Annotated in this window: 10 protein-coding genes; 1 reads left to right on the forward strand and 9 read right to left on the reverse strand. The window is 62.8% G+C overall.

Annotation, left to right across the window (positions count from 1 at the left end):
- Window positions 1–194 precede the first annotated feature (194 nt).
- Complete coding sequence (gene hexR / locus QBK88_RS19495) at window positions 195–1046, forward strand: DNA-binding transcriptional regulator HexR (protein ID WP_268151712.1); 852 nt, start codon at window positions 195–197, stop codon at window positions 1044–1046.
- A gap of 70 nt (window positions 1047–1116) precedes the next feature.
- Here hexR and QBK88_RS19500 read toward each other — a convergent pair whose 3' ends face one another.
- The 9 genes from QBK88_RS19500 to QBK88_RS19540 form a co-directional block, all read right to left on the reverse strand.
- Window positions 1117–1971: a D-hexose-6-phosphate mutarotase gene (locus QBK88_RS19500; protein WP_277963330.1), complete on the reverse strand. Its 855-nt coding sequence runs from the start codon at window positions 1969–1971 to the stop codon at window positions 1117–1119.
- Between the two features lie 222 nt (window positions 1972–2193).
- On the reverse strand, window positions 2194–3534 hold the full coding sequence (locus QBK88_RS19505) for a carbohydrate porin (protein WP_445764966.1): 1341 nt from the start codon (window positions 3532–3534) through the stop codon (window positions 2194–2196).
- Window positions 3535–3633: 99 nt separating this feature from the next.
- Window positions 3634–4794 carry an ABC transporter ATP-binding protein gene (locus tag QBK88_RS19510; RefSeq protein ID WP_277963316.1) on the reverse strand — a complete coding sequence of 387 codons (1161 nt, stop codon included), beginning with the start codon at window positions 4792–4794 and terminating at the stop codon, window positions 3634–3636.
- Window positions 4795–4798: 4 nt separating this feature from the next.
- A complete protein-coding gene (locus tag QBK88_RS19515; RefSeq protein ID WP_277963317.1) occupies window positions 4799–5644 on the reverse strand; it encodes a carbohydrate ABC transporter permease in 846 nt (281 codons plus the stop codon).
- Window positions 5637–6545 (reverse strand): carbohydrate ABC transporter permease, encoded by a 909-nt coding sequence (locus QBK88_RS19520; RefSeq protein WP_277963318.1) that lies wholly within the window; start codon window positions 6543–6545, stop codon window positions 5637–5639. Before QBK88_RS19520 ends, QBK88_RS19515 begins: the two co-directional genes overlap by 8 nt.
- Window positions 6546–6646: 101 nt before the next feature.
- On the reverse strand, window positions 6647–7927 hold the full coding sequence (locus QBK88_RS19525) for an ABC transporter substrate-binding protein (protein WP_277963319.1): 1281 nt from the start codon (window positions 7925–7927) through the stop codon (window positions 6647–6649).
- A 104-nt stretch (window positions 7928–8031) separates the two neighbouring features.
- Window positions 8032–9297 (reverse strand): D-mannose isomerase, encoded by a 1266-nt coding sequence (locus QBK88_RS19530; RefSeq protein ID WP_277963320.1) that lies wholly within the window; start codon window positions 9295–9297, stop codon window positions 8032–8034.
- Window positions 9298–9799: 502 nt separating this feature from the next.
- Window positions 9800–11197 (reverse strand): sensor histidine kinase, encoded by a 1398-nt coding sequence (locus QBK88_RS19535; RefSeq protein WP_277963331.1) that lies wholly within the window; start codon window positions 11195–11197, stop codon window positions 9800–9802.
- Between the two features lie 31 nt (window positions 11198–11228).
- Entirely contained in the window at window positions 11229–11948 is a 720-nt protein-coding gene (locus QBK88_RS19540; protein WP_277963321.1) for a response regulator transcription factor, read from the reverse strand.
- Window positions 11949–11976 lie beyond the last annotated feature (28 nt).

Raw genomic sequence — 11976 nt, forward strand, 5'->3', positions numbered from 1 at the left:
AGTTAGACTAGAAATACCTTTTTTCAAGGCACCATTCAAGGGAAAATGTAGTAATAAACACAACATTTTCCCGGTACAGCAGATTCGAGTGGTGATCGCACCAAGCCGTCAGTACGATAGGCCACCCGTGAATACAGCCGCGCCAGACAGCTGTACTGGCTGCATCCTCGACCCAAGGACATAACATGGACCGCGTGCGTAATCTCCTGGAGCAAATCCAGGGCCGCCTCGAAGAGCTGAACAAGGCTGAGCGAAAAGTCGCCGAAGTCATTTTGCTCAACCCTCAGCAAGCCACCCGCTTCAGTATTGCCGCGCTGGCCCAGGCCGCCTCGGTCAGCGAACCGACGGTCAACCGGTTCTGCCGTTCGTTCGGGGTCAGTGGTTACCCCGAGCTCAAGCTGCAACTGGCCCAGAGCCTGGCCAGCGGCGCTGCCTACGTCAGCCGCGCGGTGGAAGCCGATGATGATCCGGCCGCCTACACGCAGAAGATTTTCGGCAGTGCCATTGCATCATTGGACAGCGCCTGTCAGCAACTGGATCCTCAGCTGATCAGCCGCGCCGTGGACATGCTGATACAGGCGCGGCAGATCCATTTCTTCGGCCTGGGCGCGTCGGCGCCGGTAGCATTGGACGCCCAGCACAAGTTCTTCCGTTTCAACCTGGCGGTGTCGGCTCACGCCGATGTGCTGATGCAGCGGATGCTGGCCTCGGTGGCACACACCGGCGAGCTGTTTGTGATCATTTCCTACACCGGGCGCACTCGCGAACTGGTGGAAGTGGCGCGAGTGGCGCGGGAAAACGGCGCGTCGGTACTGGGCCTGACCGCCAAGGACTCGCCCTTGGCCAAGGCCAGCAGCCTCAGCCTGAACATCCCGCTGCCCGAGGACACCGACATCTATATGCCGATGACCTCGCGGATCATTCAGTTAACCGTACTCGATGTGCTGGCCACGGGCATGACCCTTCGTCGCGGCGCGGACTTCCAGCCGCACCTGCGCAAGATCAAGGAAAGCCTGAACGCCAGCCGCTACCCCATCGATGAGTGATGTGGGTTGAAGATTGCCTGATACCCGGCGCCGCCCTCATCGCGAGCAAGCTTGGCTCGCAGCTTCGACATCAATTCAACAGGCGCGCCTGCAGGCTGATATGAGCTTTCTCGCCAGGCGCCAGGCTCAGGTTGTCCTGGCTGCCACTGGTGGCCTCCACGCACAGAAACCCCTGGCTTTCGTTGCCCGCCACGCCCAGCAATGGCCGCGAACCGGGGTGCCACACCACGGTGTCCTCGCTGTCAGCCGTGTGGATGGCCAGCTTTCGCGCCCAGGCATGGTCTTTGAGGTGCAGCTGGTTGGCCCCACTGAACACCCGTTGGCAGGCGCCTGTCACTTCCAGCTCGCCCTTTTGGGTGGTGGTCTTGCGGCTCAGCTTGTCGTAGCTCTGCACGCCGTCCAGCCCCGCCAGGCTCACTTCATTCACATCCCCGATGCGCCAGTAGGCCAGCAATGCATGGCTGAGCTGACACGGCAGGCTGTCCTGGTGCTCGGTGCTCAGGCGCAACTCCATCTGGTCACCCAGCCGCGCGTGCAGGTCTACCTGCCAGTCGCATAGCATCAGCCGCCAGTGCAGGGTCACGCCATCATTGTCTTCACTGGTGTCGTGCAGTTTCCAATCCACCAGGCGGCCCCAGCCGTGGGCTGGCCACATGCCTTCGCTGGGGTGCCGTCCGTACCACGGCCAGCACACCGGCACACCACCGCGGATGGCGCCGGCCTGGGGCCAATGGCCCGAGCACCACAGCCAGGGCTTTTGCCCCTGGGGGCGAAAGTGCAGCAATTGCGCGCCCTGGCGGCTGAACACCGCCTGGCATTTGGGGTGGTCGATGACCAGCACGTCGCGCTGCTGAAAACGCTCCCACTCAAAGGTGGGCCGAGGCCGCTGCGATTTGAAGAAACGCTGGAGCGGGTGGTCGTGCATGACAGTAGACATGGAAGTAAAGCTCACCGAGGTCGGCTGATATTATTCGAGGTAGCGCTATCTTACCGATATAAACCAGTTTTTCGCCGAGCTTTTTGCCGCAAAGGAATTGGCGGGATTTGTGGCGAGGGGTCGGTGCTGGCGTACCAGCGAGCTTTTCACGGTATCAAAAGCTCGCTGGCAAGCCAGCGCCTGCAGGGCGGGTTCAGCGCCCTTTTTGCGTCAGAACTTGGTTTGCAGCTTCAGGCCAGCCACCACTGCGTTGTCCACCTGGTCAACACCACCCGGGTGCTTGATGTATTGCAGGTTGGGGCGCACGGTGAGCCAGTTGGTCACATGGAAGCCATAGTAGATCTCGGCGTCGTACTCGGTGTCCTGCACGGGCAGGTAGCCGGGGTTGTCGTAGTCGTCGATGCCACTGAGCTGGTTGACCAGTTTGGCGCGGTCCTGGGCGTCGTCGTTGACATGGATACGGCCGATACCTACACCGATGTCATCCTTGGGCCGTGCGTCGAACGGGCCTTTGTACACCAGGCCTACCTGCTGGTAGTTGTCGATGTAGTTGGTGGCCTTGTCATGCACGGTGAAGTTGGCGAACACGCTCAAGCCGCGGCTGGCATCACCGTTGTGGGCGGTCAGTTGTTGCTGTGCCACGATCCACCAGCCGTGCTTGCTGCCGTGGGTCTTGTAGGCACCCGACACCGGTTGTGGCTGGCCATCGATGCCGTCGTAGACGTCATCAGCCTTGGCGGTGCTGTAGTAGTAACCCAGGCGGTATTCACCCGGCAGCCCGTTGATCTGTGGCGACCACACGCCTTCGACCGGCAGGATGGTGCCCTTGGTACCGCTGCCGTTGAGCTTGAAGCCGTTGCCGGTTTCCAGGTTGGACGGGTTCTGGTTGTACGCACCCACCTGCATGTAGAACTCGGGGGTCAGGTTGTACTTCACGCGCCCGGCCCACTGGCTGACAGGCCAGTTGTACCAGATACCGCCCACCCAGTTACCCACTTGCGAGCCGCAGAAGGTCAAGTTCTGGAAGTCGCACGGGAAGCTGTTGAAGTCTTCGCCCGGGCCGAAGCGGCCGACCTTGACGTCCAGTGCACCGTCGAAGAACTTCTGCTTGTACCACATCTGGGTCAGACGCCAGGTCTGGCCACGGCCCCACACTTCCTGCGAGGAGCTGAGGGTGCCGGCACGCGGGTCGCCGATGCGGTCGTTGGAGATGTTGCGGCCGCTACGCTCAGTGACCGTCAGCTTGAACTCCGCATCCTTCCAGCCAAGGATCTTGTTCAGGTCCATGTCCACGCCCAGGGCGAACTGGTCGCTGTAACGCGCGGTCACGTGCTTGTCGTAGCCGCCGCCCAGGTTGCTGCCCGCCTCACCCACGTACTCCAGCGTGAAGTCATAGCCCTTGTTCAACAGTTCCGTACGTTCCCCACCCCAGTCACCGAGCATCCACGGCGATTCCGGGTCGAAGGCGTCGTACGCGTGGGCGCTTGTGGCCAGGCCCAGTGCGCTGAGCACCGAGACCTGCAACAAACGATTGCGTGCTGACTTGTTCATGCGCTTTTTCATCCTTTGCTTCCTCGTCTTATTGTTATTGGCTGTTGATAAACGCGGTGTACTTCGGTGATGCCGGGCGACAGGCCGCCCGGCACGGATTCAGCGCCCCTTGAACTGCGCGACGTTGTCGCCTGCAAGAGATGCCTGTGCACGCCCCACCGCCCCCAGGCGTTCGCCGGTCTGGGCGTCGAACAGCAACACCTTCGCCGGGTCGAATTGCAGGTTCAGGGTCTCGCCCACGCGCGGCGCCATATCGGGGGCCAGGCGGCAGCAGACCTTGGTGTCGTTGAGGGTGACGAAGACCAGGGTGTCCGGGCCGGTCGGCTCGGTGATGTGAACCTCGGCGCGGATGCTCGGCAAGCCGTTCTCCTGCGCACCGGCCAGCACGATCTGCTCAGGGCGCATGCCCAGGATCACTTCGCGGTCTTCCAGGCCCGCGTCGCTCATGGCCAGGGGCAGCTCGCAACGGGCCTGCCCGCTGTCGAGCAGGGCCACCAGGCGGCCGTCCTTGCGCTGCAGGCGCAGCGGGATGAAGTTCATCGGCGGCGAGCCGATGAAGCTGGCGACGAACAGGTTGGCCGGGTCGTTGTAGATGTCCTTGGGCGTGCCGAACTGCTGGATGATGCCGTCCTTCATCACCGCCACCTTGTCACCCAGGGTCATGGCCTCGATCTGGTCATGGGTGACGTACACGGTGGTGGTCTTGAGGCGCTGGTGCATCAACTTGATTTCAGTGCGCATCTCGACCCGCAGCTTGGCGTCGAGGTTGGACAGCGGTTCGTCGAACAGGTAGATCTTCGGCCGCCGCGCCAGCGCCCGGCCCATGGCCACGCGCTGCTGCTGGCCACCGGACAGCTGGCCCGGCTTGCGGTTGAGCAGGTGTTCGATCTGCAACAGCTTGGAGACCCGCGCCACTTCCTCGTCGATGGCCGCGGCGGACATCTTGCGAATCTTCAGGCCAAAGGCGATGTTCTCGCGCACGGTCATGGTGGGGTACAGGGCGTAGGACTGGAACACCATGGCGATGTCACGGTCCTTGGGGCTCATGCCGCTGATGTCGGCGCCGTCCACCAGAATGGCGCCGCCGGTGATGTTTTCCAGCCCCGCGATGCAGTTCATCAGGGTGGACTTGCCACAGCCAGAGGGGCCGACCAGGATCAGGAACTCACCGGAATCGATACTCAGCTGGATGTCTTTCAAGGTGTCCGGCAGGCCGCTGCCATAGGTCTTGATTACGTTGCGCAGTTCGAGCGTTGCCATGTTTCTACCCCTTGACCGCGCCGGCGGTTAGCCCACGCAGGAAATACTTGCCGGCCATGATGTACACCAGCAATGTCGGAAGGCCGGCGATCATCGCCGCGGCCATGTCTACGTTGTATTCCTTGGCACCCGTGCTGGTGTTCACCAGGTTGTTGAGCGCCACCGTGATCGGCTGCGCGTCGCCACTGGCGAACACCACGCCGAACAGGAAGTCGTTCCAGATCTGGGTGAACTGCCAGATCAGGCAGACCATGATGATCGGAATCGACATGGGCAGCAGGATCTTGTTGAAAATGGTGAAGAACCCTGCACCATCCAGCCGCGCGGCCTTGACCAGTGCATCCGGGACGCTGACGTAATAGTTACGGAAGAACAGCGTAGTAAAGGCCAGCCCATACACAATGTGCACGATGACCAGACCCGTGGTGGTATTGGCCAGGCCCAGCTTGCCGAGCGTGAATGAAGCAGGCAGCAATACCGTCTGAAACGGCAGGAAACAGCCGAACAGCAGCAGGCCGAAGAATAGCTGTGAACCGCGGAAGCGCCACATGGACAGCACGTATCCGTTCATGGCACCGACGAAAGTCGAGATCAGCACCGCAGGCACGGTGATCTTCACCGAGTTCCAGAAGAACCCGCCAACGATGTCCCAGGCCTTCAACCAGCCGATGCCGGTGAACACCTCGGGCAGGCTCAGCAGGTTGCCGGTACGAATATCGTCAGGGGTCTTGAAGCTGGTCAGCAGCATCACCACCAGCGGTACCAGGTACACGGCCGCGGCAAGGATCAAGGTGGCGTAGATAGCCACGCGGCTGAAGGTCAGCGCAGGTTTGCCATAGGCACTATTCAAGGCGCTTGCTCCTCAATTCCGAATACAGGTACGGCACCAGAATCGCCAGGATCGCGCCGAGCATCAGCATCGCACTCGCCGAGCCGACGCCCATCTGGCCACGGCTGAAGGTGAACGAATACATGAACATGGCGGGCAGGTCCGAGGAGTAGCCCGGGCCACCGGCGGTCATGGCCGCCACCAGGTCGAAGCTCTTGATGGCGATGTGGGCCAGGATCATGAAGGCACTGAAGAACACCGGCCGCAGGCTGGGCAACACAATCTTCAGGTAGATGGTGGGCAGGCTGGCGCCGTCCACCTGGGCGGCGCGAATGATCGACTGGTCGACCCCGCGCAGCCCCGCCAGAAACAGCGCCATGACGAAGCCCGAGGCTTGCCACACCGCAGCAATCACCAGGCAATACACCACGCGGTCCTGGTCGATCAGCCAGTCCAGGCGAAAGCCTTCCCAGCCCCAGTCACGCAGCATCTTGTCCAGGCCCAGGCCTGGGTTGAGCAGCCATTTCCAGGCCGTGCCGGTGACGATCATCGACAACGCCATGGGGTACAGGTAAATGGTGCGCAGGAACCCTTCGCGGCGGATGCGCTGGTCCAGCAGCACCGCCAGGAATACCCCAAGTACCAGACTGATGGCGATGAACATGCCGCCGAACACGGCGAGGTTCTTGCTTGCCACCCACCAGCGGTCGTTGTTGAGCAAACGCTCGTATTGCGCCAGGCCGGCGAAGGTGTACGTCGGCATGAACGTGGAGGTGGTGAACGAAAGAATGAACGTCCAGAAAATGTAACCGTAGAAACCGACCAGCACGATCAGCATGCTTGGCGCCAGCACCACTTTGGGGAGCCAGCGTTGCAGCGCATCGAACGGCGAGGCCTTGCTGAACACAGCCACAGAGCTCATCGAGAAATCCAGTGTAAAGGTCAATCGGCACCGAATCCCTGCGCCGGGGGATGGGGAGGGAGAACCCCGGCGCAGGTATCGGACGCGTTATCTATACGGCGTTACTTGGCCGAAGAGATACCGGCATACAGTTGCTTGGCAGCCTTGGCAGGGTCGGCGTTCTTGTCACTCATGAAATTGGTGACGACGTCGAAGATCGCGCCTTGTACCGCCAGCGAAGTGGCCATGTTATGCGCCATGCTCGGTTCCAGCTTGCCGGCCTTGTCGGCGTCGGCGAAGTCTTTGGCCGAGGCCTGGCCACAGCTGTCGAACTTGGTCATGTCCAGGTCGTTGCGAACCGGGATGGAGCCTTTGTTCTGGTTGAACACGTACTGGAATTCCGGCTCCAGGACGACCTTGGCCAGGTCGTCACGCGCAGCGTTGTTGCCGGGGGTGTCGTTCTTCTTGGCCAGCTTGAACATGGCCAGGGAGTCGATGTTGTAGGTGTAGCTGCCCTGGGTGCCGGGGAATGGCACGCACTCGTAGTCGCTGCCGGCTTTCTTGCCTGCCGCGCTCCACTCGCTCTTGGCCCAGTCGCCCATGATCTGCATGCCGGCCTTGCCGCTGATGACCTTGGCCGCTTCCAGGTTCCAGTCCTGGCCAGCGCCGTCCGGGTCCATGTAGGTCTTGAGCTTTTTGAGCTCGGTGAACACCTTGGTCATTTCAGCGCCGGTGAGGGTCGCCTCGTCCTGGTCGATGAAGGCTTTCTTGAAGCCGTCGGCGCCCATGACGCTCAGTACCATGTCTTCGAACACGGTGCTGTCCTGCCACGGCTGGCCACCGTGGGCGATCGGGATGATGCCGGCGGCCTTCAGCTTGTCGCCAGCGGCGTAGAGTTCTTCCAGGGTGGTGGGGGCCTTGGCGATGCCGGCCTTCTTGAAGGCCTCGGGGTTGACCCACAGCCAGTTGACGCGGTGAATGTTCACCGGCACGGCCACGTAATGGCCTTCGAATTTCATGGTGTCGGAGACGGTCTTGGACAGCAGCTTGTCCCAGTTGTTGGCCTTGGCCACGGCGTCAACATTGGTCAGCAGGCCCAGGGAGGCCCATTCCTGAATGTCCGGCCCCTTGATCTGCGCGGCAGAGGGCGGGTTGCCCGACACGGCACGGGTTTTCAGCACGGTCATGGCAGCGGCACCACCGCCGCCGGCGACAGCGCTGTCCTGCCAGGTGTAGCCATCTTTCTCGACGAGCTGTTTGAGCACACCCACAGCCTTGGCTTCACCGCCCGAGGTCCACCAGTGCACCACTTCGACGTTGCCTTTGGCATCGGCAGCGTGCGCGGCGAGGGGAAACAGGGTGGCAAGCGAAATGACAGCGGCGAGGCGATTGATCGCGTTCATCGGATTCCCTTTTTTGTTGTTATGCATTGCAAGTCTGATGCTTGCGCTGCGTGGAGTGTAAACAGGGTATTTAGTGCGCCAGGTAACGAAGCGATGCGCAAATGTCACCAACCGGTGACAATGTGCTGCCCGCCCAGGCGCGCCAGGCTGCTGGCCAGGCTGGGCGCCAATGGCAAGCGCGGCAACAGCACGGCTTGCAGGGCGTGGTAGAGGTCGGGTTTACCGGCCCAAACAGTGGCGCTGGGCCTGTTCTGCGGGTCGAGTTCGTGGTGCCAGCTGCCGTGTTCTCGGTCCAGCAGGTGCACGGCGGCGAACTCCCAGAAGTCGCGATACCAGTGCTCGTACTGCACATCGCCGGTACGACGCAGCAGCGCAGCCGAGGCGGCGATGGCTTCGGCGGTGACCCAGTGCATGCGCTGGCGCACCACCGGCTTGTCGTTCCAGTCCAGGGTATAGACCAGCCCCGGCGCGCCGTCGGCGTGCCAGGCGGTACGGCAGGCCTGTTCGAACAGGCCACGGGCGCTGGCCAGCAGCCAGGTAGGCGCCGGGCGCACGGCGTCCAGCAACGCGGCTTCCAGGTTCAACAGCAGGCGCGCCCACTCAAAGGCGTGGCCCGGCGTGCTGCCGTAGGGACGGAACGGATCAGCGGGCTGAGCCTGGTTATAGTCGAGGTCGGCCGACCAGTCCGGATGAAAATGTTCGATCACCCGGTGCTGGTTGGGCACGGCATGCTGGTGAATGACCCGCTCGGCGATGCGCAGGGCGCGTTCGAGCCAGTGGGGGTCGTGGGTCACATCGGCCAGGGCCAGGAAGGCCTCGACGCTGTGCATGTTGCTGTTCGCACCGCGATAGGGCTCCGAGCGGCTCCACAAGCGGTCGAAAGACTCGCGCATGGCGCCCTCCTCCTCGCTCCAGAACCGCATCAGGATCACTTCAATGGCCCGGTCCAGCAAGGCCTGGGCGCCGGGCCGGCCGGCCGCCACCGCGCTGCTGGCGGCCAGGGCGACGAAGGCGTGCAGGTAAGCGGCCTTGCCCATGTCGCCGTCGGCCGCATGGGCCACGGCGTACCAACCGCCCTGCTCGGCATCGCGCAGGCTGCCTGCCAGCGCCTCCAGGCCATGATCGACCAGTGCCGCGAAACCCGGCAGGCCTTGCAGGCTGGCCAGGGCAAAGCTGTGAGTCATGCGCGCAGTGATCAGCGTTTGTGCCGGGGCATCAGGCAGCCATCCGCGTTCATCCAGGTGGCCAAAGCCTTCACTCAGCTTCGACGCCCGGGCGAAATCCAGCAACCGCAAACCCTCGGCCGCCAGCCAGTGGTGATGGGAGGGGGTATTGAGCCAACTGCTGAATTCCAGCTGCAACCGTTCCATGGGTGTCCTTGGTTTTTTGTTATTCGCGTAGGCAGTTTAATCAAGGGTGGGGAATTCGCAGGTAACCAAATGTCACTGTCTGGTGACAGGGTTTGTCAGGGCGGGCCGATCCCAATCCCAAGGCGAACCAACAAGGCGGTCCAGGCAATGGCACAGACATGACTGGCCCGAAACAGATGTAGGACCGGGCGCCAGCTCGGGAAGCGCCGCGCGGGCGGCGCACGGTCTCAAGGGCGCTGGAGAAACCCAAGCCATGCAACTGGCAGCCCTGATGCAGTTTCATGACAGGCTTTCGGGGCCCCGCTAGAGATCTCATCATGGCCACCAAGCGCTAGTCGATGGTTTTGTGGCGCCCTTGCGACCGTGCGCCGCCCGCGCGGCGCTTCGCGAGCAAGCTCTGCTCCTACATTTGTTTCGGGCCAGTTATGCCAGTGGGATTGCCTGGTCCGCTTTGTTTTTCGGCTTCAGGCCGTACCAGGGCTGACGGGTGCAGGAACCAAGATTAACGTGGTAGATACAACGTCACCCGCAACCCCCGCTCCGGCAGGTTACGCAGGCTTACCTCCCCCCCATGGCTATGGGCGATATTGCGCGCGATGCCCAACCCCAACCCGTAGCCCTGCTGATTGCCCGACAAGCGGAAATGCGGTTCAAACACCTTTTCCAACCGCAACGCCGGTACCCCGGGCCCTTCGTCATCCACGTGGAGGATGAACGCCTTGGGGTCGTCTTCCACGTGCAGGTGTGCCCGGTCGCCGTATTTCAGCGCGTTGTCGATCAGGTTGCCCATGCAGCGCTTCAGCGCCAGGGGTTTGCCCGGGTAGGGCTTCCAGGCGCCGCCATGCAGGGTCACACGGCCGTCGCCACCCGGGGAGAGAAACGGTTCGATCAGGCAGTCCAGGACATGGTTGAGGTCCACCGGCTCGATGTTTTCGTGAATGTCGGTGTCCTTCACACACTGCAACGCGCCTTTGACCAGCAGTTCCAGTTCATCCAGGTCGCGACCGAACTTGGCTTCCAGGGCCTCGTCTTCCAGCAGCTCCACCCGCAGGCGCAGGCGGGTGATGGGGGTTCGCAGGTCGTGGGAGATGGCACTGAACAGCTGACTTCGCTCGGTAAGGTAGCGGCTGATGCGTTCGCGCATGGCGGTGAAGGCGCGGCTGACCTCAATCACCTCGCTACCGCCGCCCTCCACCTCCGGTTCTTCTGGCTCGGCACCCAGGGACAGCTCCCGTGCCGCGCGGGCCAAGCGCTTGAGCGGGCGGCTCTGCCAGTGCACCAGCAGGCCGATGAACAGCAACAGAAACGAGCTGGTGAGCAGAATGAACCACCATTGCTGGGCGGGCAGCCCCTCTTCTTCCAGGCTGGTGTAGGGCTCGGGGAGCAACGAGGCGATGTACAGCCATTCGCCTTCGCCCAGGCGGATCTGGGTGACCAGCACGGGCGGGTTCACCGGCTCCAGGGTGAGGGAATAATGCGCCCAGGAGCGTGGCAGCTCATCCAGGGCCAGGCCGCTGTTGAAGATGCGCAGGTCCTGGGGGCTGACGAATTGCACCGAGAGGTCCACCGGCGCCCCCAGGCTCTCGCGCAACACGCTATCCACGGCCTGGATGACCGCGGTCTTGCGCACGGTCGGGGGCAGCACCTGCATGTCCAGCGGGCGGTTGTTGAGCGACACCACGAAGCGCGTGCCACCCATGCTGCGCAGCTGTTCCAGCACCATGGGCCGGTACGCCAGGGGCAACGAGCGGAAATAGCTGACGCTGGCCGACATGGAATGCGCCAGGCTGCGTGCCGTGGTGACCAGCCCTTCCAACTGGGTGGCGCGCAACTGCGAGACCCAGATCAGGCTCGACAGGCCCTGGGCCAACAGCACTACGAACAAGGTCAGCAGCAGCATGCGCCCCAGCAGTGAGCGCGGCACCAGCCGCTTAAGCCGTGACAACGCTGGCCGCCAGCAGGTAGCCACTGCCGCGCACGGTGCGGATCAGCCGGGGCGGTTTGTCCGTGTCGCGCAGACGCTGACGCAGCCGGCTCACGGCCATGTCGACGATGCGGTCCAGGGGCATCAGGTCACGGCCACGGGTAGCATTGCCGATGGTGTCGCGGTCGAGGATTTGCTGGGGGTTGTCGAGGAACAGCTTGAGCAGCGCGAAATCGGCACCGGAAAGAAACACTTCCTCGCCGTCGGTGTGAAACAGCCGATGGCTGATCATGTCCAGCCGCCAGTCATCGAACGCTACCACTTCACCGGCGCGCTCCTGGCCGAACTGGGCGCGGCGCAGCAGCGCCTTGATGCGCGCCTGCAGCTCGCGCGGGCTGAAGGGCTTGCCCAGATAATCATCGGCCCCCAGTTCCAGGCCAATGACCCGGTCGGCCTCGTCGGAGCTGGCGGTGAGCATGATGATCGGCATCTGCCCTTGGCGCGGGTGCTGGCGCACCCACCGGCACAGGCTGAAGCCGTCTTCGTCGGGGAGCATGACATCGAGGATGGCCAAGTCCGCCGGGGCCTCGTTGAGGGCCTGGCGGAAGGCCTGGCCGTCACCCGTGGTGCGGACGGTAAAGCCCGCGCGGGTGAGGTAGGTGTCCAGCAGTTCGCGGATTTCCTGGTCGTCGTCGACCAGCAATATTGTTTTGCCGGCAGTGGTCACGTGCTGCGTCCTTGTGTCCAGCGTCGGG

The sequence above is a fragment of the Pseudomonas sp. RIT-To-2 genome (assembly GCF_029623465.1).
Lineage (GTDB): Bacteria > Pseudomonadota > Gammaproteobacteria > Pseudomonadales > Pseudomonadaceae > Aquipseudomonas > Aquipseudomonas silvicola.

Bases quoted from the DNA above. Each gene is read 5' to 3' on its own strand.
- QBK88_RS19500 (WP_277963330.1), bottom strand. From the start codon at position 1,971: ATGCACGACCACCCGCTCCAGCGTTTCTTCAAATCGCAGCGGCCTCGG.
- QBK88_RS19510 (WP_277963316.1), bottom strand. From the start codon at position 4,794: ATGGCAACGCTCGAACTGCGCAACGTAATCAAGACCTATGGCAGCGGC.
- QBK88_RS19525 (WP_277963319.1), bottom strand. From the start codon at position 7,927: ATGAACGCGATCAATCGCCTCGCCGCTGTCATTTCGCTTGCCACCCTG.
- QBK88_RS19535 (WP_277963331.1), bottom strand. From the start codon at position 11,197: ATGCTGCTGCTGACCTTGTTCGTAGTGCTGTTGGCCCAGGGCCTGTCG.
- QBK88_RS19520 (WP_277963318.1), bottom strand. From the start codon at position 6,545: ATGAGCTCTGTGGCTGTGTTCAGCAAGGCCTCGCCGTTCGATGCGCTG.
- QBK88_RS19505 (WP_445764966.1), bottom strand. From the start codon at position 3,534: ATGAACAAGTCAGCACGCAATCGTTTGTTGCAGGTCTCGGTGCTCAGC.
- QBK88_RS19530 (WP_277963320.1), bottom strand. From the start codon at position 9,297: ATGGAACGGTTGCAGCTGGAATTCAGCAGTTGGCTCAATACCCCCTCC.